This is a genomic window from Pseudomonas sp. GW821-FHT07E12 (assembly GCF_058986605.1).
In genome coordinates this window covers 12306-32470 of record NZ_JBYSVX010000031.1, presented here as the reverse complement: position 1 = coordinate 32470, position 20165 = coordinate 12306, and the positions used below count along the sequence as shown (strand labels likewise).

At 63.1% G+C, this 20165-nt stretch carries 20 protein-coding genes and 1 pseudogene; 20 read left to right on the top strand and 1 reads right to left on the bottom strand.

Going from position 1 to position 20165, the window contains the following annotated elements; genetic code table 11:
• Nucleotides 1-21: 21 nt before the first annotated feature.
• A pseudogene (locus tag AC3WJE_RS15815) lies at nucleotides 22-177 on the bottom strand (TraK family protein); the annotation flags it as partial.
• A 522-nt stretch (nucleotides 178-699) separates the two neighbouring features.
• Between AC3WJE_RS15815 and AC3WJE_RS15810 the strand changes: the two are divergent.
• The 20 genes from AC3WJE_RS15810 (at nucleotide 700) to AC3WJE_RS15715 (ending at nucleotide 19612) form a co-directional block, all read left to right on the top strand.
• On the top strand, nucleotides 700-1074 hold the full coding sequence (locus AC3WJE_RS15810; protein WP_493731775.1) for a plasmid mobilization protein: 375 nt from the start codon (nucleotides 700-702) through the stop codon (nucleotides 1072-1074).
• A complete protein-coding gene (gene traI, locus AC3WJE_RS15805; RefSeq protein ID WP_493731774.1) occupies nucleotides 1071-3542 on the top strand; it encodes a TraI/MobA(P) family conjugative relaxase in 2472 nt (823 codons plus the stop codon). The genes AC3WJE_RS15810 and traI overlap by 4 nt, the downstream gene beginning before the upstream one ends.
• Nucleotides 3539-5464, top strand: a complete 1926-nt coding sequence (locus tag AC3WJE_RS15800) for a type IV secretory system conjugative DNA transfer family protein (RefSeq protein ID WP_493731773.1) — start codon at nucleotides 3539-3541, stop codon at nucleotides 5462-5464. Before traI ends, AC3WJE_RS15800 begins: the two co-directional genes overlap by 4 nt.
• 32 nt (nucleotides 5465-5496) lie before the next feature.
• Entirely contained in the window at nucleotides 5497-6075 is a 579-nt protein-coding gene (locus tag AC3WJE_RS15795; protein WP_493731772.1) for a S26 family signal peptidase, read from the top strand.
• On the top strand, nucleotides 6062-6904 hold the full coding sequence (locus AC3WJE_RS15790) for a lytic transglycosylase domain-containing protein (protein WP_493731771.1): 843 nt from the start codon (nucleotides 6062-6064) through the stop codon (nucleotides 6902-6904). Before AC3WJE_RS15795 ends, AC3WJE_RS15790 begins: the two co-directional genes overlap by 14 nt.
• The gene (locus tag AC3WJE_RS15785) at nucleotides 6894-10727 is read left to right on the top strand and encodes a zincin-like metallopeptidase domain-containing protein (RefSeq protein ID WP_493731770.1); all 3834 of its coding nucleotides are present in this window, start codon (nucleotides 6894-6896) and stop codon (nucleotides 10725-10727) included. Before AC3WJE_RS15790 ends, AC3WJE_RS15785 begins: the two co-directional genes overlap by 11 nt.
• Before the next feature lie 103 nt (nucleotides 10728-10830).
• Nucleotides 10831-11196, top strand: coding sequence for a hypothetical protein (locus AC3WJE_RS15780; RefSeq protein ID WP_493731769.1), 366 nt, complete (start codon nucleotides 10831-10833; stop codon nucleotides 11194-11196).
• Between the two features lie 26 nt (nucleotides 11197-11222).
• On the top strand, nucleotides 11223-11507 hold the full coding sequence (locus tag AC3WJE_RS15775) for a hypothetical protein (protein WP_493731768.1): 285 nt from the start codon (nucleotides 11223-11225) through the stop codon (nucleotides 11505-11507).
• Nucleotides 11504-13642, top strand: coding sequence for a DNA topoisomerase (locus AC3WJE_RS15770; protein ID WP_493731767.1), 2139 nt, complete (start codon nucleotides 11504-11506; stop codon nucleotides 13640-13642). The genes AC3WJE_RS15775 and AC3WJE_RS15770 overlap by 4 nt, the downstream gene beginning before the upstream one ends.
• A complete protein-coding gene (locus tag AC3WJE_RS15765; RefSeq protein WP_493731766.1) occupies nucleotides 13639-14058 on the top strand; it encodes a hypothetical protein in 420 nt (139 codons plus the stop codon). The genes AC3WJE_RS15770 and AC3WJE_RS15765 overlap by 4 nt, the downstream gene beginning before the upstream one ends.
• Before the next feature lie 380 nt (nucleotides 14059-14438).
• Complete coding sequence (locus AC3WJE_RS15760; RefSeq protein WP_493731765.1) at nucleotides 14439-14834, top strand: hypothetical protein; 396 nt, start codon at nucleotides 14439-14441, stop codon at nucleotides 14832-14834.
• Between the two features lie 2 nt (nucleotides 14835-14836).
• The gene (locus AC3WJE_RS15755; RefSeq protein WP_493731764.1) at nucleotides 14837-15094 is read left to right on the top strand and encodes a hypothetical protein; all 258 of its coding nucleotides are present in this window, start codon (nucleotides 14837-14839) and stop codon (nucleotides 15092-15094) included.
• Nucleotides 15095-15121: 27 nt separating this feature from the next.
• The gene (locus AC3WJE_RS15750) at nucleotides 15122-15424 is read left to right on the top strand and encodes an addiction module antidote protein (protein WP_493731763.1); all 303 of its coding nucleotides are present in this window, start codon (nucleotides 15122-15124) and stop codon (nucleotides 15422-15424) included.
• Between the two features lie 362 nt (nucleotides 15425-15786).
• On the top strand, nucleotides 15787-16101 hold the full coding sequence (locus AC3WJE_RS15745) for a hypothetical protein (RefSeq protein WP_493731762.1): 315 nt from the start codon (nucleotides 15787-15789) through the stop codon (nucleotides 16099-16101).
• On the top strand, nucleotides 16098-16385 hold the full coding sequence (locus AC3WJE_RS15740; protein ID WP_493731761.1) for a hypothetical protein: 288 nt from the start codon (nucleotides 16098-16100) through the stop codon (nucleotides 16383-16385). The genes AC3WJE_RS15745 and AC3WJE_RS15740 overlap by 4 nt, the downstream gene beginning before the upstream one ends.
• A gap of 292 nt (nucleotides 16386-16677) precedes the next feature.
• A complete protein-coding gene (locus AC3WJE_RS15735) occupies nucleotides 16678-17151 on the top strand; it encodes a hypothetical protein (RefSeq protein ID WP_493731760.1) in 474 nt (157 codons plus the stop codon).
• Nucleotides 17152-17209: 58 nt separating this feature from the next.
• Entirely contained in the window at nucleotides 17210-17512 is a 303-nt protein-coding gene (locus tag AC3WJE_RS15730) for a hypothetical protein (RefSeq protein WP_493731759.1), read from the top strand.
• 345 nt (nucleotides 17513-17857) lie between these two features.
• Complete coding sequence (locus AC3WJE_RS15725; protein WP_493731758.1) at nucleotides 17858-18676, top strand: N-6 DNA methylase; 819 nt, start codon at nucleotides 17858-17860, stop codon at nucleotides 18674-18676.
• A gap of 30 nt (nucleotides 18677-18706) precedes the next feature.
• Complete coding sequence (locus AC3WJE_RS15720) at nucleotides 18707-18946, top strand: hypothetical protein (RefSeq protein WP_493731757.1); 240 nt, start codon at nucleotides 18707-18709, stop codon at nucleotides 18944-18946.
• Between the two features lie 36 nt (nucleotides 18947-18982).
• A complete protein-coding gene (locus AC3WJE_RS15715; protein ID WP_493731756.1) occupies nucleotides 18983-19612 on the top strand; it encodes a hypothetical protein in 630 nt (209 codons plus the stop codon).
• The last annotated feature ends 553 nt before the right edge of the window (nucleotides 19613-20165 follow it).

Here is a 20165-nt window from a genome sequence, read left to right as displayed (position 1 = left end):
GGTGATGAAGTGATTTACATACCGGATGAACTGGCTGTAGCTAATCCCCAGGTCCGGGATGTCGTCGTAAATGTGGCGCCGGACATGCCCGGCTTCGATTTTTTCTTTGATCGCGGCGCGGTGCTTCAGGAACGCGACTCGCCCACCGCCCCGCGACTTCTTCTCTGGCGTACTCATTTCATGGGCCTTTCCCGGCTTCAGTGGTGAGGACGATAGCGCTACTTAGCGCTACGGTGCAATGAAAGTATGCCACTTAGCGCAATTTAATGCAACACAATGCAATGTAGCGCTAAGTAGCGCTATTTAGTATCCATTCATCCTAGAACTTCTTTGGGATCGGTCGGGATGCCTCACCAGGTTGTCGAACAGAGGGCGAGAGCCTGATTTTCAATGCCTTCGGATCCGTGTCAGCTGCTCCGCAGCTGATTTGGAAGCCGCATTCCGAACCACCGCAGAGCTTGTGGTGCGGTCAGCTTTGCTGGGGTGGAGATGGGGCAAGCAAACGCATAAAATCGCGGAGAAGAAGATGACAAGATGTGTGATGTACGGGTGCGGGCAAGCCCGCACCCATCCATCACCTGGCCTTACTCGCCTTCGGCTCGACGTCATCTTGGTCTGCGACGCACACGGTCGCTGCCGCGACAGAAGCCATAGCCAAAGCCCAGCAACAGCGATACGAGCGCTCCAAGAAGGCAACAGATGACTGACAGCACCGCGGCACCAGCGAAGAAGGCTCGACGGCGGGGCAAGCCGATTGAGGTATGGGTCAATGATGAGGAGAAGGCAGCGATCTCAGCTCGTGCTGAGGAGGCCGGCTTGTCCCGATCGGGCTACCTCAAATTGGTCGGCCTCAATCAGCCGATCCGGTCCAAGGTGGACCTGCAGGCTGTCGCCCGGCTGGCGAAGGTCAACGCAGACCTGGGGCGCCTTGGCGGTCTGCTGAAGCTGTGGCTGACAGATCCGGATAGGCGCGGCCGCGGCGCCAAGCCCAGCGATGTGCAGGCCGTCCTGGATGGGATTCGTGACGGGCAGGTCGAAATGCTGAACGTCATGGGCGAGGTCCTGCGGTCGTGATCGCCAAACGCATACCCCGTGATCGCGCCACCTCGAACATGGCCAAGCTGGTCAGGTACGTTGTGGACGCCCAGGGCCGGGAGGATCCACGCTCCTGGACGAACACCGCCGAGTACATCCTGGCCACCCGCAGCAACGGCGAGAAGGTCGGCGGCATGCGTGTGAGCAACTGCCACTCGACCGAGCCGGTTGCGGCCACCCTGGAGATCCTGGCCACGCAGGCGCTGAACACCCGTTCCAAGGCGGACAAGACGTATCACCTGGTCTTCTCCTTTCCGCCTGGTGAGCAGCCGCCCATGGCTGTGTTGCACGCGATCGAAGACGAGCTGTGTGCCGCCATCGGCATGGCCGACCATCAACGCATTTCAGCTGTCCACATCGACACAGACCACCTGCATGTCCATGTGGCCATCAACAAGGTTCACCCCAAGACCTATCGCAACTTCGAGCCTTTCTACGACCACAAACGCCTGATGGAGGCCTGTGATCGCCTGGAGGTTAAGCACGGTCTTCAGCCCACCAATCATGGCCGCCAACAGCTTCACGAGAAGCGGCTTCAACAGCAGCAGGAACGTACCAATGAGCGATATAGAGATCGAGATCGAGCACGAGGAGCCGGACGACTTCCACCCCCCGGTAACGACCGATGGAGCGAGCTTGCTGGACTACGTGAGTCCGACCTTGCTTTTGATCCCCGAAGGCATGCGCCCGGTCAACTACACAGCCTGCCAAACGTGTCCAGCCTCCGTATGGTTCGCGTCACCCGGGGCGGTGACGTGCTACTGCAGAATAATGCACGTGACAACGTACACGCTGGAAAACCCGCAGGAATTGAAGTATTGCGACGGGCGGGAGATGGCGTTGGCCGAGCGGAGGGCAAAGATGATGGCCGCGATGGGGTGAGGCCGACCGCTCGCGTTGCGTCCATGGAGGCGTACACCGGCGAAGACAGCATGCAGACATGGGTGCGAAAGCATGCCTTGGAGGATCTGAAGTCCGCGGCGAGCTGGGAGCAGGTGCATCGCGTCGTTGGGGAGCTGGGCTTGGAACTGAAGCTGCGCGGTGCTGGCTTGACCATTTATGATCCGGCAGCTCGCATCGGCATCCGACCCAGCAGCGTGGATCGTTCGCTTTCGATGAAGTCGCTCAGTGATCGACTGGGGCAGTTCACTCCATCTGCCCATTCTGTCGCTCCAGGGAAGGGCTATTCCCGCAGCCCTCGCTCGCCGGGGCTGGACAGCAGCGGTCTTTACACCGAGTACCAGCGGCATAGAGACAACCAGCAGGCGCAGCGCCGCAGCGCGCTCGATGCAATCAACAAGCAGGGCGCCGCCCAGCTTGAGCATGCGCGTGCGGTACATGCCGCCAAACGCAAGGCGCTAAAGCTCATCGGGGGCATCCCTCGGCATGCCAAGCAGATCAGCTACCAAGCACTTCGCATGGAGCATCAGGCGAACGTCGCAGCCATCCGGGCTGAGCTAGCCAAAGCCCGGAAGACAGCAGTCCAGTCCAACGTGGCCCCGAGCTGGGACGATTTCGTTCGGCAACGGGCGGCCACGGGTGACCAGGACGCATTGGCGTTGATGCGTGCCCGCGCGAACAGGCTGATCAAGACCCATCTTGATTTGCTCACTGCCCCTGATGCCGAGAAGGCAAGGGCAATCGTTTTCAAGCATCTGAAGCCCCGCGTAGCCCGGAGTGGGGAGATCCACTACAAAACCAGCGATGGTGGTTTGGTCATCGACCGAGGAGGAGAGGTGCGGTCGGTAAAGTCCACCGCTACCGCGGCATTCATTGCCTTGAGCCTGGCTGCGGCCAAATTCCCTGGGCAGCCCCTAGTCGTCGAGGGGACAGAAGAGTTTCGCCTACAGGTCGCTGAGCTGGCTGGCACCAAGGCCGTACAGGTGCGGTTCGCGGACGCCGGCATGGAAGCACATCGCCAGCAGGCAGCGAAGGCGTCGGCCGATCGCGCAGCCGCGCTGGCCAAACAGGCCAAGCCGCAGCCCGGCAACACAGTCGCAGCGACACCGAACCAGGCCGCCGGACCCGCTCCTACGGTGCAGCCAAGCCCCGATTCCGGCCAACAGCCAACATCCAAGCCCACGAAGGAGGGGCAGGTTGCGGATGGGTCAATCGGTGACGCAGTTCTCAAAACTGGGGCGAAAGAAACGCCCAGCCCGGCCGTTATCAAATGGGTCGCTCAGCGGAACAACACCGCCCATCGCGTATCTGATATAGACTATACGCGGCTATGGGTATCCACCGATGCCGGCGAGGCAACCTACCAAGGTCGCCGCCGGATGGAGGATGGAAGCGAGGTGGTCTTGCTGGGTCGCCAAGGGCAAACCTTGGTAAAGCCAGTCACCGCTGCTGTTGCTGCCAAGGCCAGCCGATTCAAAGTTGGCCAGGCCGTCGTGTTGGACGAGCGTGGTCGGTTCGTCGATACATCACGAGGTCGAAGACGGTGACAGAAGAAATCAAGGACAGAGAGAAGCGGTTCCATGCCATCGGCATCCCTGCGCTGACTCTGTACTGGGGTGTTGTTTCGTCGCTTTGCACGCAGTACGCGGCAGGCCGTTTGAAGTACCACCCGGCATTGGGCGAACCGTTGTTCGCCCATTTTTATGCGCCCTGGTCATGGTTCTCCTGGCAGGCAAAGTTCTACAACTCTGCTCCCGCGACCTTCAATAACACCTACGTCGGGTTCTTGGCCGGCGCAGGTATCGGGTTGGGCGCCTATGTGCTGACCCACGGTCTGAAGAATCGCAAGTTGAAGCAGCACCTCGATGCGCATGGCACCGCACATTTCGCCAAGCGCGCTGAAATCGAGGAGGCCGGATTGCTGCCGGCAGAAGGAAAGAAGGGCACTGGTGTATTCGTCGGTGGCTGGCGCGACGAGAAGGGCGTTTTGCGCTACCTCAGACACAACGGGCCCGAGCATGTCGCAGTTGTTGCACCCACGCGCTCTGGCAAGGGCATCAGCATCGTGAACAACACGCTGCTCTCCTGGCCGGATAGTGTTGTGGTCGGCGACTTGAAGGAGGAGCTTTTCAACGGCACCGCCGGATGGCGCTCGAAGTACGCCAAGAATCGGATCCTCAAGTTCGCACCGAGCAGCCCTACCTCACCAACGCGGTTCAATCCCCTCGCAGAGGTCCGGTTGGGCACGCCATACGAGGTTGGCGATGTGCAGAACATCACCACCGTGATCGTGGACCCATCCGGCAAGGGCATGGACAGGCTTGGCCACTTTGAAAAGACCGCCCAGCAGTTCCTGGTCGGATTGGTTCTGCATGTGCTCTACCAGGTTCGCGATGGTGAAGGCCGATGCGCGAACCTCGGCGATGTAAGCGACGCGATGTCCAATCCCCAGCGTGCTCACACCGAGCTGTACGAAGAGATGATGAACAACACTCATCTCAATGGCCAGGTGCACATGGCCGTTGCGAAGCAGGGTCGCACGCAGGCTGATCGGCCAGAAGAAGAGCAGGGTTCGGTGTTGTCGACGGCGCAGTCCTTCTTCTCGCTGTACGACGACCCGATTGTGCGCGGCAATGTTGCACACAGCGACTTCCAGGTCATGGACCTGATGAACTCTGATGACCCCATTACGCTCTATCTGTGCCCGTCCCCCGAGAACAAGGACCGCATGAAACCGCTGATCCGGCTCGTCAAGAGCCAGATCCTGCGGGTTCTGTTGCGGCCCTCGATTCAGATGGTCAACGGCCGCGAAGTGTCTCCGCACAAGCGCCGCTTGCTCTTGCTGTTTGACGAACTTCCAAGCTTCGGCAAGCTGGAGGTCCTGCAGGAAAATCTCGCTTACATGGCCGGCTATGGCATCAAGGCGATGCTCATCATGCAGGACTTCTCCCAGCTGCGTTCCCGTGAGGCATACGGCCCCGAAGAACAGATCATCGCGAACTGCCACATCCTGGCTGCGTTTGCCCCCAACCGCCCGGAGACGGCAGACATCCTGTCGAAGATGACCGGTACGAGCACGTACATGAAGGAGAAGACCACGCTTTCTGGCAAGCGAATGGCGGCGATGCATCAGAACGTTTCGGTGAGCATCGAGGAGCAGCAACGACCGCTCATGACGGCCGACGAAATCAGGACGCTGCCAGGTGCCAAGAAGACCAAGGAAGGCCGCGTTATTGCACCAGGTGAAATGCTGATATTCGTCGCTGGTACTGCTGTCATTCGCGGCGTGCAGTCGGTCTACTTCCTGGATCCGCAGATGAGCAAGCGGTGGGGTCTGCCCTATGAATCGCCAGCCTGGAGCGCGCCCGCGCCGCTCCTCGCGCCCGACGAGGACAACCCCTATCTCGAAGATGGGCATGACCAAGGCATGGACGCGGGCGTAGCGGTCGAAGAGTTCCGGGTGCACTGATGCTGAGCCGTCGACCTGCAGCAGGTGTCCTGATGGGTGCCGCCGTAAGCCTTGGTGTACTCGCGTTGGTCGGTTACTCGGCAGGGTTTCGGCTGAATGTCTCCGCCTCGGCGCCGGCCGGCGTGTGGCGAGTGGCTGACGTAGCGCTCCCGGTGAGCCGGGGCGCCACTGTGGCCATCTGTCCGCCGGACATCGAGCTGGTTACCCGGCTGCGAGACGCGGGACACATCGCAGCTGATTGGGGGGTGTTTCACTGGATTGCGCCGAGGCCCTGTCCATCCGCGACGGTTCCGTTCCTGAAGCCTGTCGTGGCCGTCGAAGGTGACACCGTCGAGGTACTGCGCGGTGCCATTTCGGTCAATGGGCACCCGCTGCGAAATAGCGGATCGGCCGATCTGATTCTTGGCATACCCGCCGTCAAGGAGGGCCGGTATGTCGTGCAGCGCGATCAGTTGTGGGTGGTATCCAGCTACACCGATCACAGCTTCGATTCGCGGTACTTCGGACCCTTGCATCAACAGGACGTTCGCGGCATCGCATCACCGTTGTTGGTGCGTGGCGACTCCGCAGCCATCTTCAGTGACAGGAGCAGCACCCATGCTCGGCCTTGATCTTCTTCTCATGTGCGCGCCCCAGGTTGCGCCCGAAACAGTGCAGCACATCATTCATGTGGAGAGCAGGGGCAACCCCCTTGCGATCAACGTCAACGCGCGAAAGGGGCACGCGAAGCCCAGCTATCGGGCGCCCACCACGGCCGCCGAGGCGGTCGCGATCGTTACCCCGCTGATCCAAGCGGGTTACAGCGTCGATATGGGTTTGATGCAGGTAAACAGCCACAACCTCCCCAAGTTGGGGTTCTCAGTCGCAGAGATGTTCGAGCCATGCACGAACATTTCGGCAGGCGCTCAGATCCTCACCACGTTCTACCGATCGGCGTCGGGCCAATTTGGCGGTGGACAACAGGCCTTGCTTGCTTCGCTCTCGGCCTACAACACCGGCAACTTCCGCAACGGATTTTCTAACGGCTACGTCAATCGCTACATCCAGCGCATCGACGGCCCACCGGTCGCAATGCAGTACACCGCACCGAGCTATGACCCCAGTACCGAAACCACCGTTTTTACCCGCAAGGAGACCAAGCGAATGAACCAGCAACCGACCACCGACACCCAGCCGGGTGCCGGTGATGACACGATCGTCTACTCGCGCAGCGTGCAGGACGCCAGCATTCCAGGCGTCATGGTCCAGGTCGGCGCAGACGAAGCCGAACGCATGGGTGCGTTCGAGGAAACGGCGCTTTCCGAAGAGTCCGCGTGGGATGCAAATGCTTCACTGGACGATGCGGACACCACGCCGGAAGCAGTTGCCCAGTCCCGGCACAAGGCCGGCCTGACCGTCAGCAAGCTGGCTCCCGTCCGTGGCGGCAACGATGGCAAGTAACTACGCCGACGAGGTAAGCCAATCGCTTATCGACCAGCTGCAGCGCGGTGTTGCCCCTTGGCAGAGACCGTGGAAGCCTGGTGAGCGATTCCGCCCCTACAACCCGACCAGCGGCAACGAGTACCGCGGCATCAATTCGGTGTACCTGATGAGCCGCGGGTTCAGCGACTCTCGCTGGCTGACCTACAAGCAAGCCCAGGCCCAAGGTGCCCAGGTGCGCCGTGGGCAGAAGGGCACGAAGATCGAATACTGGAAGTTCCACGGCACTGAACCGGTCCGCGACGAGACCGGCGAGTACGTGAAGAATCCGGACGGTTCGATCAAGCAGCAGAAGGTGGAATACACCAGTCCGCGCGTTTTCCATGCGGTGGTGTTCAATGCCCAGCAGATCGAAGGACTGCCGCCGGCGGAGGCGCGCCCGATGGCGCCCGAGATGGAGCGGCACGCCGCCGCTGAAGCGATCCTGCGCAGTTCGGGTGCCCGGATTCAGCATGGCGGGGACAAGGCTTACTACAGCCCCTCGGCGGATGCGATCACCCTGCCAGACCGCGAGCAGTTCCATGAACCGAGCGGGTACTACTCCACTGCGCTGCACGAGCTGGGGCATTGGACCGGTCACCCGCAACGGCTTGGCCGCGACCTTTCGCACCCGTTCGGGTCTGCGGGATACGCGCGCGAGGAACTGCGTGCTGAAATCGCCTCCCTGATGATGGGTGACACTCTCGGCATCGGGCACAACCCGGACCGCCACGCCGCCTATGTGGAAAGCTGGATCAAGGCGCTCAAGGACGACCCGCGTGAGATATTCCGCGCAGCTGCTGACGCTGAAAAGATCCAGACCTACGTCCTGGGGCTGCAGCAGGAACGGATCCGGTTCCTGACCGAAGAGCGCGCCGAGAACCTTTCGACGCTTCTCCATCTGCGCGGTGAGGCGCTGCAGGCCGCACGTGATGCAGAGGCCATGATGGAGATGGCCCGGACCGACCCGGCCATGGACCGGGAAACGCTGGCAGAACAGCAAGCCCTTGCGACGAGCTGGCAGGATACTGCCCAGGCGAACCTGACCAATGCCGTTTCGGGGGCGCCTGACGAGCTGCGGCAGCAGTGGGACAAGCTGATGGCGGCCGAACAGGATGCCTCTCAGGCCTACTCCGATTTCCAGGACCGGGCGTTTGACGTGGAAGTGGCCAGCGAGGAGGACCGCGGCCCGCTACGCGCTGCCGCGTCGTCGGCGCAGCAGGAATGGCAGGAGGGCGTTACCCGGCTGAGCATTGCCCGGATGGAACTGGGGGTGGCGGCCGACCAGGTGCAGGCCGTGAGCCACGAGGATCGCGTTCGCGCCGATCAACGTGCGCGGTTTGCGCTCGACGCCCATAGCTCCACCTTGGCGATCGGCAAAGCGCCGAAGGATGCGCTGAAGTCAATCGAGTTCTCGGCCGAAGAACAGGGCTTGCGGCCGATGGTGCGGTTTGCCGGTCTCTCCGACTGGAGCCAGGCCGACCCGAATCAGCCGACGTATGCGATCGACTACGTCGATGCCGATGGTCGCCTGCAGCCGAAGTCTTTGATGATGGATAAGCGGGGTAGGGCGGCAATCACCGAGTCCGGCGCCATCCAGTCGCCCCCGCAGATTTCGTGGGACCGCGAATCGCCCCAGCAGATCACCGCCGTGTCCATCAGCAGCGCCCAAGAGGCGGAAGTACAAGCCAACGACGCGCGCATCGCTCAGCTCGTGCAGGAAGTGGCGGCTGCCGGCGCTGAGCAGCAAGAACTTCCCATCAAGGAGCCAGTCGTGGTTGAAACCGTGGTGCCGCCGAACGCGGCCATCAAGCCGGATCGGGTGTACCTGGCCATCCCGTTCACCGACAAGGAAGAGGCCAAGCAGCTCGCCGTCGATAGCGGCTTCCGCATCGAATGGGACACGGACGCCAAGTCTTGGTCTGCCCCGGGTGACGCCGATCTCTCCAAGTTCGACCGGTGGTTGCCGCAGAACCAGGTGCAGCAGAGCGTCAGCCAAACCATGGACCGCCTTTCGGATGTGGACTACCAGCGCGAGTTCACGGATGTCCTGAAGCAACAGGGTTTTGTGATGAACGACCTGGCGGTCATGGATGGCAAGATCCACCGCGTGCCGATCGAAGGCGACCGCGGTTCGGAGAAGAGCGGCGCCTACAAGGGTTACCTCGACGGGACGCCGGCTGGCTACTTCGAGAACCATCGCGCCGGCGTCAAAGAGAATTGGCGCACACAGAAGGTCGTTCCCACTGTCTCGCCGGAAGAGCGCGCACGCCTGAATGCAGAGGCGGCAGCACGTCGGCTGGATCGTGAGCGTCAGCAGGAGCAGCAGTACGATCAGGCGTCCGTCGTTGCTTCGGCAATGTATGCGGCTGCAGCACCGGCCACCGGTGAAGACCCGTATTGCGCGAAGAAGGGGATCAACAACCCGGTGGGGCTGCGCGTCACCCCGGCGGCCAGTGATCAGACCGCCAACTTCTTGATCGGTAAAACGCCGTGGGACGTGAAGAAGCTCGGCCAGGAGCATGAAGGAACCCCCGTCTTCATGGAGGGTGACTTGCTTGTTCCCGCCCGCGATATGGATGGCAAGCTGTGGAGCGTGCAGCGCGTCAATCCGATGTTCAAGGGCTTCATGACCAGTGGTCGTGTGTCCGGGCTGCATACGGTGGCCGGCAGCGACGTCCCGTTGATGGAAGGGCCGCTCGCCAAGGACCACGCCTTGCCGTTGATCGTCGCCGAAGGCTACGCCACGGCAGACACCGTATCCAAGATCGCGGAGCAGCCGGTGATCGTTGCCTTCAACGCCGGGAATCTGCAGGCGATCGTGACTCAGTTGCGTGAGCGTTTCCCGGATCGACAGATCATCGTCGCCGGCGACAACGATCATGCCAAGGAGAACACCATCGGCGCCGACGGCCGGCCAGCCAAGAACGTGGGCAAAGAGAAAGCAATCGCAGCAGCCGAGTCGGTCAACGGCCTGGTCATGCTTCCCCGCTTTACCAAGGGCGAGCAGGGCTCGGACTGGAACGACAAGTACATGACGGCCGGCGCTTCACTGCCGCAGCTTCAGCGCGAATGGCGCGCCCAGCTTGGGGCTGCGCGCGTAACGGCGGCAACTACCCGGGAACCTGCGGTGCAGGCCCAGGCCAAGCAGCAAGCGAAACAGCCAATCGTGAATTCGGAGCAGCAAGGGCCACGCTGGATCGTGACGAATGCGGCCGGACGTACGGTGCTGGAGACGGATAGCCCAAAGGCCGCACAAGGCGCATTTGACTACAGTGGCGGCGGCGGCATTCTGGACCGCGCAACCGGAAAGCAGGGCGTCTCTCTTGTTGACGAGCCCGGCCTGAAGGGCTGGAAATACTCGACGGAGCTTGGCCAAGCGGCAGCCGCAGAGCGGGCGTTGGAGCGAACCATGGAAACGGTGCGTAACGCTGACGAGGCGCGCTGGGTTGTCCGCCAGTGGGTGCCCAACCAGCAGCCGCCGCGGCAAGAGATCCTGCTTGAGACTGACAGCGCTACGGCCGCCCTCAAGGCTTTCGACTATCGCGCGGGTCGCACGATTGATGATCGATCCTCTGGCCAGCTGGTGCCGGCCACGACCGTCGATGACAGTACCCCAGTCAAGAGTTGGAAGGTGGCAGCTGCACTGACCCAGGCGGCCGCAGCAGAGAAGGCGCTGGCAGCGACTCTGGATCGGGCACGCGCTACACAGGGCGCAGACCGTGCGGGTGGCAAGGCTGCCCAGGGCCAGAGCCAGTCGCAGGAAGAGGAGAAGGTTACTCGCAAGCGCAAAACGGGGCGCTGATCTGTAAAGGGCACCGGCCTATGCTCGCCGGTGCCCTTTTATTTGCCCTGCGAACTACGTCTATAGACTATTAATCAAGGCGCCCGCCGCCCTGGAGTCACTTTTGATCCACATCCACCCCATCCGATTGAGCCCGAAGCTGGCTGTCTACATAGAGCTGGTTCCGGATTCCACCCGTCCAGGCGAAGGCTGGAAATCCCTGGTCGTTGATGAGACGCGACCGCTGGAATCGGTCCTGTTGCGCTTCCACCGTGGATCTACCCTGATCCAAGCCATCCAGTGGCTCGATGTATTTACTGCAGATCCGGACAAAGCCACGCCGCACTCACCGGCAAGCACCGGGCTGCTGCTGCGCGACGGCACTGCCGTCTCCGTAGCCGAGCTGATGTGGCTGCATGGTGCTATCGGCACGATCCTGCCGCTGTATGACCTGCACGCCGGGCAGGTCTACATGCCGAAGGTGGCGTGATGCGGCATGTTCCACGTCCGCGCCGAATGCAGCCGATCAGCACCGATCCCCAGCGCGTGAAACGGGCGCTTTACCTGCTTCACCTGCAGCACAGCATGGCGGCTCAATCCGTCGCCGCGCAGGCCGGGGGAGACGGCGGCGGCAACATTCCTCCCGCCGCTCGCCGTGTTGCCCGGCATCTGCAGAAGTACGTCGCAGAGGTCGACGGCCTGATCAATCTGGCCGCGCGCAAGCGCTGCCCCATTTCTGAGGTGACGCCCGATGACGCCATGCGTCTCGGCCCCTTCATGTTCGACAAGGAGATAGCGTGACCACCCTGATCATTGTGGAATCCCCGAAAAAGGCAAAGACCCTCAACGGGTTCCTCGGGTCTGAATACCGCGCCGTGGCCAGTCGCGGCCATATCCGCGACCTGCCGGAACGCCAGATGGGCATCCATCCGGAAACATATGCGATGACCTACGAGGTCCCCGACCCCGGCAAGGTCGACGCTCTGCGGACCGCTGTCCGCAGTGCCTCGCATGTGCTGCTGGCCACCGACCCGGACCGCGAGGGTGAGGCCATCGCGTGGCATTTGGCCGATGAGCTGGGCCTTGCCCCCGGGACCTACCAGCGGATCTCCTACAACGCGGTCGAAAAGTCCGTGGTTGAGGCGGCGATCGCCGCCCCGCGCGACATCGACTACCCCCGTGTGCGCGCACAGGAAGCCCGGCGTGCGGTGGATCGGCTGTTTGGCTACCGCGTCAGCGGGCCGCTTTCCGGCATGGTGTCTCAGCAGGTCTCGGCAGGCAGGGTCCAGTCGCCGGCGGTAGCCATCCTGGTGCGCCGTGAGCGTGAAATCCTGAACTTCACCGCTACCGAGCACTTTGGGATTGAGCTGGCCTTCGCGGGCGGCTGGACCGCCGAATGGGACACTGCCCCGCATCTGAAGGCAGGGGCCGAATACGTCCAGGATCAGCAGCTCACGATGGCGGTGGCGGGTGTAAAGACCCTGGCCATCACCGAGTTTGTCGACGCTCCGACTCGGAAAGGGCCGAAGGCACCGTTCACCACGTCGACCATGCAGCAGGCCGCGTCCAACAAGCTCCGCCTGAAGGCGAAGGCGACAATGGATGCGGCGCAAAGCCTGTGCGACAACGGAGACATCACCTACCACCGAACCGACTCACCGAACGTAGTCGACGTGACCTACGCGCGCATGGCTGAGTTCTACCATGCCGCCGGCATCCCGATGGCCGCCGACCAGCGCGTGTGGAAGGTTAAGGATGGCGCCCAGGAAGCGCATGACCCCTGTGTTCCGACCGACTTCAATGTCCGGGAGGCGGGCACAACACCTGAAGAAAAGGCGCTCTACAAGCTGATCTGGCAGCGGGCAGTGGCCTCGCAGATGCCCGACGCCGTGTATGCCACGCGCCGCGCTGTGCTCACCGGCCAGGTCGACGGTGTACCCGTTCGTTTCGTCGCACGCGGCAGCACGCTCATCGAGCCTGGCTGGCGTGCCGTTTACGAAGAGGCTGAGGATGACGACAGCGGCAAGTCAGCTGATGCGGCCAATCCGATCCCGGCGCTGAGCGCCGGGGATTCGGTGGCGGTCGAGAAGGCGAAGGTGCTGAAGCGCAAGACCAAGGCGCCGAAGCGCTACACGGAAGGCACGCTCGTGGCCGAGCTGGAAGAGCAGGGCATTGGCCGTCCCTCAACCTACGCCGCGATCATGACCACGATCACCGAGCGCGGCTACTCGGTCGCCGACACCAAGGGCTTCCTGCGGCCAACGCAGCTGGCGTTCAACATTGTGGATGCCATGACTGGCCGCTTCAGCTTCATCGAGCTGGACTACACCCGCACGATGGAGGCTGATCTTGACCGGATCGCGAACGGCCAGGCTGACTACGTCACCGTTGTGGCGGCCGCCGACGCGCGCCTCAGCATGGAGCTGGGCGCGATGGAAGCCGCCGCCCCGAAGCACCCGTGTCCGGCCTGTGGCGAGCTGCTGCGGCGGAAAATGTCCAAGGCCACCGCCACGCGGCCGTCATTACCGTTTTGGGGGTGCTCCGCCTATCCGACGTGCGAATGCACCGTCCCTGACGTGAACGGCGCGCCCGGCGCCCGCGTCCAGGCCGCAGTGTTGCAGGGCGACGGTAAGACCTACCCGTGCCCGAAGTGCGCCAATCCGTTGCAGCTGCGCCAGGGCGCAGCTGGGCGTTTCTTCTCCTGTTCTACCTATCCGGCGTGCAAGCACAGCGAACTCGACGCCGGCGGCTCCCCGCTTTCCTCGCACTCGTGCCCGGCGTGCTCCTCTCCGCTCCGCCACGTCTATAAGCCCGGTTCCTTCGACTTCATCATGTGCACCGCGTATCCGAAATGCCCGACGCAGCTCAAGCGCGACGTCAACGGTGCTCCCATCCTTCCCAGTGCCCAGGGCGTCACGAAAGGCTCAAACGCATGAACAATCTGTTTTTCAGCGGTCATATTGCCAAGATGGCCGAACACGGTCCGCCCGAGAATCGCGCAATGTGGTTCATGCTGGTTCGGGAGGAAATCGTTGACGACGTTCCAGGTCGCGAGCCGTTCAAACGTCAGGTCACGCTCACCTTCAACGCGTATGGGATGAATGCCGCATTCGTCCGCGAGCATGCCCGTGTTGGTAGCCAGCTTCACGTTGAGGCGTCGATCCAGAACAACAACTACACGGATGGGCAGGGGGTGAACCATTACGAGTATGCCTTCAAGGTCCAGCTGGTCGGTTTGGGTGCGCCGGCGAAGGTGCGGCGGATCAATTTCCGCAAGCGTGAGCGCCAGGCGGTGAACCTCGACCATTCCGTGTTGGAGGCTCATTCGGGCTTGGCGTTGGAGGCGGGTTGAATTGCGGTGCTGGCGGATCTCGGGCGGCTGGGGCTGGGGGTCTGCCGGCAGGCCGGCACCGCGCCGGTGTGCTGCGCATCGAGCCAGCTGCGCAGTCTCGCCCCGCCCAGGGGCGGGCTTTCGTCGCTGACCCTTCCGGTGCCCGCCTTGCGGGCACCTGCGCGCTCCGCGCGCCGAAATGCGCCTGCCTTCGCTGTCGATCGGGCTGGCGCAGGTCAGCCCGTCCTGGGCCTGCAGTTGTCGCAGCCTGGCACGGCTGCCCTTGCCGCAACGCCTGCGGCGTCCTTCGCTACGCTGCGGCCCTGCGGGTGCTGCCGCGGGCCGGCCGCCGTGCCTGTCATCGACAACGGCCCACAACGGGCTAACCAGGACAGTACCCAATGAACAGCGAAATCACGCCAACGACCGATGCTGCGGTGAGCGAAAACGGAACGGCTGGGCTGTGGGATGACTTCACGGTGGTCCATGCAGCCTCACGCGCGGAACTGCTCGCCTGTGGAGACTTGATCGATGCCTCGGAACAGGCCGCCACTGTCGGTTTTCGGCTCCCGCTGGCGGTGTCTATCGCAGCATGGGAAGCGGCAATCAGTGGCTCGCCCGAGGAACAACCACATCGGCTGTTCAGCATGCTGCTGCTGGCCAAGATGGCGGCCGTGGCATCCAAAGGCAGCAATACGGCATGCTTCGACTTCGATGGCAGTGGCCTTTATCTCTACTGCGGCCCCGGCGACTGTGCCAAGCCGGTGCTGACCATCATGATTCAGGGAGAGGATTGAAGATGCAGGATGCAACCCACGCTGGCGTCATCACCCGCGCTGAGGCCCGCGACCAGCTGCTGCAGTTGGTCGCCGAGTGTGGCCCTGTCGGCTCATCGGCCGTAGACGGCGCCGACATCGAGTGGCTTCTCCTGGCGTGGTTTGCCAAGGGCGTGCTGACCCTTGGCGATGTGGCCGAGCTGGGCAGCCGACTGGCGAAGGCAGATGGCCATGCGCGCGGCGCGGCCGGGTTGCGTGCTGTGTCGTATAGGTTACACTAGCCCCTCATTGATTATGAGTTGGGGCGCATGTCCAGCATTGAAGGCGTCAAGGTCAGCGCCGCTGAGCTGAAGAAATTAAAAAAAGCGTTTGATACAGGCGATCAAGAAAAAATCCTTGATGTGCTTGGTCAGATCGCCCGGGCGCGGGGAATGTCCGCGCTGGCCAGCGCCACGGGCGGGGCGCGAAAAGCGCTCTATGATGCGCTGAGCCCTACGGGGAATCCCCGATTCAACACACTGCTCTCCGTCCTCGACGCCTTGGGCCTGGCTCTCCAGGTGACCACCACCGCTGAGGGCAAAATCACCACCACGTCTGGAGGTCAAGCATGAAGCGTGAACCTGGAAATGACGACGGAACAAAGCTTGTCAAGATTGGCGAGAACGCCTAACGCCTACCTCGGCACCAAACGAACCCCCGGCCCGGCCGGGGGTTTTCGTTTGTAGGGCGTTCGCATCCGTGCAGCGCGGCGCGCTGTGGTGCCGGCGGCGCCGGCACGTGGTTCACCTGACTCATGGGTCCTGGTCCTTGCCCGCCGCGGGCCTGGTGCTGTCGCAGTCTGGCGCGGCCGCCACCGGCGCAACGCCTTGCGGCGTCCTCCGCTGCGCTGCGGCCCTGCGGGTGCTGCCAGCGGCTTTCCGCCGCGCCTGCCGGCGACATCGGCCCACGGCGGGCCAGCACCAGGAGAACCACCATGTCGCAGCAAGCCAATACCAACGCCATCAGCGAAGCGAAGTTTGACCCCATTGATCTGGCCCTGCTGGGGGCGGGGTGGAGCCAGTCCGGGCAGCCTGTGACCATGGAAGATGCTGAATACCTGGCCCGGATCGCGGCAATGCTGTGGGTCCTGCATGACGACGTGTGCCCCGAGGGCTTCCCGGGTGTGTTCGCCTACGACATCGCCGAGGAGCTGGGCAAACAGCTCGGGCATGAGCAGCAATACGACATTGCGGTGGCTGAGCGAATCGCGCGAGGTTGGATTGTTGCCGAGCTGGAGCGCCGCGCATGAGCGACTTGATTTCCTTCGCAGAGTGCTACGTGCAGCACGGCACGGAAGACGAGCCCATGCTGACCGAGAAGTGCCCGGCGCGAACCAAGCCGCATTCCGAGGTCCACGTTAGCGGACCAATGCGGACGCACTGGGAGATTTACACGGTAGGTCGGTGGCGGCGGCTGTTCAGCGACAACGGGCATTTCGTGCGCGTTGAACGAAAGCGCGTGCCGGTGAAGGTGGTTCGCTCACCCACGCACTGGGAGATCCTGCAGCAGGCGGCGATGGAGGCCCGCCCGTAAGTGGATCAAGGGGTGGCCACGTGCCACCCCAATCCGTGTGCCGGCAGCGGTGCTGCCGGCATGGCCGGCCGCCTTCGGCGCCCGGCAGGGGCCCCATTGCTGCCCTGACTGTCGGGCCTGCACGTGCTACCCCTCGCGGGCCTGCTGTTGTCGCAGTCTTGCACGGCCGCCCCTGGCACAACGCCTGCGGCGTCCTACGCTTCGCTGCGGCCCTTCGGGTGCTGCCACGGGCTTTCCGCCGTGCCTGACGTCGCCAACGGCCCACGAGGGTTACCACGACGAGCAGACGACAATGCAAGTACAGCACGCCAATCAGAAGCAGCGGATCGAAACCCAGTGGCTGGGCATGACCATCAGCCATTCGCAGGATGACCACCTTGCTCACCTGAAAATTCCGGCGCTGGAACACAAGTGGCGGCAGTACCTCGCGGATTTTTGCTCGCTTGAGCAGTTTCATGCGGCGGCATTGGCGGAAAGCACCTTCCACCGTGGTCTGCTGCAGCGCAGCCGTGGCGACTACGGCGTTTCGCTGACCATCCATCGCATTGCGGGGCAGTGGGTAATGGTCGAGGCGGGGGATGAATACCTGACGGTCAGCCTCTACAACGAGTCGCTGGCGCAGTGGTTCCGTGGCGGCCCCGGCTACGCCGAAGACGTGCGGCTGTCGCAGGTGAATCCCGACCTGTTCTCGGATGAAGACTTGCGCGCCTTGCTTTGGTTGGGCCATCTCATCCGCTTCACCGTCGTTGCTGAATGGCATATCTGAGCGACTTGATCGGCGGCCGCTCAAGCGGCCGCCACCCCGCACCTGCAAGGAAAACAAGATGATCCAAAACACGCACACCCTGAGCTACCGCGAGCGGTTCCCAGCCATCGAAATCCCGGAATGGCTCAGAACAAGCTGGGACGGCTTCATTGATGCCTACGAGGCTGCTGTGCACGCATGGGACGAGCAAGAGCGGGTCGGCGAAGATGAGTATGCGATGTACTGCGCAACCGAAATGGACCTGCGGGATTGGATGGATGATATGGCCCATCGCGTCGGTGTGGACACCACCCAGGTCATGGCGCCCTTGGCGGCCTACATCGAGCGACGTGGGGCAGGGGAGGCTATGCATTTACCGTGACGCGTCACGGCCAGTGGCGGCGCTGGCCGCGCCGGATCAGTGCTGGGGCCGCTAGCGTCCCATCGCACTGCGCGTGCCTGGCCGGCACGCCGCGCGGGTGCCCCGCGCCATGTGGCCGGCTCTCGCCGGCCGGTGTGCCTTGCCGCTGCCGTGCGGCTGCATTCCCGTCTGCCCTGCAGGGCGAACCGTGGCCTGACCTTGGCGCAGCCTGGCACGGCTGCCACCAGCACAACGCCTGCGGCGTCCTTCGCTGCGCTGCGGCCCTGCGGGTGTTGCTGGCGGCCGACCGCCGTGCCTGTCGGCGCCAACGGCCCCGGTTGGCCCCACAGATCGAGCAAACGAGCAATGCAAGACCAGCACGCCAAACAGGTGACCGCAAGTAGCGCGCATGCACCGCACATCAAGAAGATCGTTGGGTTGTTCACCGCTCTTCGGCACCGGCACGACCTGCACCGGCTGTTTTCCGACTGCATGGAGATGATGGCGCTTGCGCTGAGCAATCTGGCGGACTGGGCGCAATTTGAGGCACGCGAGGCGCGCTACATGCAGCTCATCGCGGCCTATAACCGCGAGGAGTTGAGCGTTTTTAGCCAGATCCTGGCAGAGACGAAAATGGCCTTGGCCGCGTGCCCAGGCGACCTGCTGGGGGCTGTGTTTGGGCAGTTGGAGGTCCACAACAAGTATCGCGGTCAGTTCTTCACCCCCTATGAGGTGTGCACCCTGATGGCGCGCCTGCAGGTGGGAGACGGTGAACGCATGCGCCAGCTGATCGAATCGAACGGCTATGTGACCGTGAGCGAGCCTGCTTGCGGCGCTGGCGCGATGGTGATCGCTTTCGTCGAGGCGATGCTCGATGCCGGATTCAACCCAAAGCACCAGGTGCACGTTACTGCGGTGGACGTGGATAGTCGTGCGGCGCACATGGCGTATGTCCAGCTCTCCCTGATGGATGTTCCTGCGGTGATCGTTGTGGGGAATACGCTCACCCTCGAAACAAGGGAGCACTGGTACACCCCCAGCCACGTGTGTGGGGGCTGGTCGTTCCGCCTGCGGCGTAGCGCGGAAGAGGCCGCCCCCGCGCCCGCCGGGCATGACGATGTGCAGGCACCGCCCGCCCCGGACGCGGGCGCCAGGTCGCCACGTCCGCAGCTTTCACTTTTCTGAATTATCCATCTACCTACAGGAGCAACAGCAATGGCCGATAAGCATCATGTCCGCGTTTCACACGTCCGAGGCAAGTACCCGCCGAAGGATTACCACGACATCGACGCCGCGTGCGCTCTTTCGGCTGGCATGGTCGCCGTTGAGCGGTACATACACGAAAACGGCCACCCCGACCGCCGACCGAATGAGCGCGGGTCGGCTTATTACGGTCGCTTCTCGGTCGCGTCCATTGACCCATTGCCCGTATCGCCGCATGAGACGGACCGCTGATACAGTATTTTCATTCACGAACACCGGTAGAAGCCCATGAACGACGCAAAGCAGCTTGATTTTCCCGATCTGTATGCGACTTGGAATGCCCTCGATATTTGGTACCGCGCAGCTCGTTTCGAGGTGTTGCTGCGCTTGGCCTTCACCGTCGCCTTTGGGGTGGCGGTGTGGGCTTGGATGACGCTTCCGGGAGTGTCGGAGTTGCCTGCCGAAATCTCGTCTCCGGTGGCTGCGCTCTCTCCTTTTGTCAAGATCCTCTTGCTGCTGACGGTTCCAGTGCTATGCGTGGTCAATTTCCAGAGCATCAGGACGTTCGTCCATTGCAGGCATAACCTGAAGGACCTGACGCCGCAGCTGGATAGGATGATGGCCTCTCTTGAAGCCGGCGCGCGTACTCTCACGCCGGAAGAGATCACGAAGTTTGATGAGCGCATGAGGTTGGAGCGCACGTTCTTGGAAATCGATGTCCGGACGTGGAAGCGGTTTTCGGGTCTTGCAGTGACGGCGGCTGCCATGGCGATTTTTTCGTTCGGTTTATCGCCCCTGGTCATCGGCTTTGTTACCGTGCCTGCAGCTGTGGTTTTGGTGAGGCTGGTCAGTGCGATCCGGCGGCTGGCAACCGTCAAAGTTGCGCAGGACTACCCCGCGAGAATAGGCGCGGTTTAACGCAATCTGCGAAGAGGGGCGGTCCGAAGGGGCCGCCCTTTTTTTTGCCTGTAATCGCCCCCTCGCCAGCAGGGGGTCACCGTCGAGCCGTCCAGGAAGGCCCGTCACGCCGCCCGGGCTTGCAGCCTGCCGCTGCCTTGGCCCGCGCCAGCGCGACCGCGTGCAGCTGCAGGAGCTGGCCACCACCGGCGTCGCCGTCGACGGCCAGCAGCGGGGAGCGGCCGCCCGACCAGGTGCAGCGGCGCCGAGCCGCCCAGGAAGCCCCGTGATGCCCTCCGGGCGTGCAGCCTGCCGCTGCCCTGGCCCGCGCCAGCGCGACCGCGTGCAGCCGCAGGAGCTGGCCACCGCCGGCGCTGCCGACGACGGCCAGCAGCGGGGAGCGGCCGCCCGACCAGGTGCACCGGCGCCGAGCCGCCCAGGAAGGCCCGTCATGCCCTCCCGGGCTTGCAGCCTGCCGCTGCCCTGGCCCGCGCGAGCGCGACCGCGTGCAGCCGCAGGAGCTGGCCACCGCCGGCGCTGCCGACGACGGCCAGCAGCGGGGAGCGGCCGCCCG

Bases quoted from the DNA above. Each gene is read 5' to 3' on its own strand.
- AC3WJE_RS15810 (WP_493731775.1), top strand. From the start codon at position 700: ATGACTGACAGCACCGCGGCACCAGCGAAGAAGGCTCGACGGCGGGGC.
- AC3WJE_RS15795 (WP_493731772.1), top strand. From the start codon at position 5,497: ATGGGTGCCGCCGTAAGCCTTGGTGTACTCGCGTTGGTCGGTTACTCG.
- AC3WJE_RS15790 (WP_493731771.1), top strand. From the start codon at position 6,062: ATGCTCGGCCTTGATCTTCTTCTCATGTGCGCGCCCCAGGTTGCGCCC.
- AC3WJE_RS15785 (WP_493731770.1), top strand. From the start codon at position 6,894: ATGGCAAGTAACTACGCCGACGAGGTAAGCCAATCGCTTATCGACCAG.
- AC3WJE_RS15775 (WP_493731768.1), top strand. From the start codon at position 11,223: ATGCAGCCGATCAGCACCGATCCCCAGCGCGTGAAACGGGCGCTTTAC.
- AC3WJE_RS15765 (WP_493731766.1), top strand. From the start codon at position 13,639: ATGAACAATCTGTTTTTCAGCGGTCATATTGCCAAGATGGCCGAACAC.
- AC3WJE_RS15760 (WP_493731765.1), top strand. From the start codon at position 14,439: ATGAACAGCGAAATCACGCCAACGACCGATGCTGCGGTGAGCGAAAAC.
- AC3WJE_RS15755 (WP_493731764.1), top strand. From the start codon at position 14,837: ATGCAGGATGCAACCCACGCTGGCGTCATCACCCGCGCTGAGGCCCGC.
- AC3WJE_RS15750 (WP_493731763.1), top strand. From the start codon at position 15,122: ATGTCCAGCATTGAAGGCGTCAAGGTCAGCGCCGCTGAGCTGAAGAAA.
- AC3WJE_RS15745 (WP_493731762.1), top strand. From the start codon at position 15,787: ATGTCGCAGCAAGCCAATACCAACGCCATCAGCGAAGCGAAGTTTGAC.
- AC3WJE_RS15740 (WP_493731761.1), top strand. From the start codon at position 16,098: ATGAGCGACTTGATTTCCTTCGCAGAGTGCTACGTGCAGCACGGCACG.
- AC3WJE_RS15735 (WP_493731760.1), top strand. From the start codon at position 16,678: ATGCAAGTACAGCACGCCAATCAGAAGCAGCGGATCGAAACCCAGTGG.
- AC3WJE_RS15730 (WP_493731759.1), top strand. From the start codon at position 17,210: ATGATCCAAAACACGCACACCCTGAGCTACCGCGAGCGGTTCCCAGCC.
- AC3WJE_RS15725 (WP_493731758.1), top strand. From the start codon at position 17,858: ATGCAAGACCAGCACGCCAAACAGGTGACCGCAAGTAGCGCGCATGCA.
- AC3WJE_RS15720 (WP_493731757.1), top strand. From the start codon at position 18,707: ATGGCCGATAAGCATCATGTCCGCGTTTCACACGTCCGAGGCAAGTAC.
- AC3WJE_RS15715 (WP_493731756.1), top strand. From the start codon at position 18,983: ATGAACGACGCAAAGCAGCTTGATTTTCCCGATCTGTATGCGACTTGG.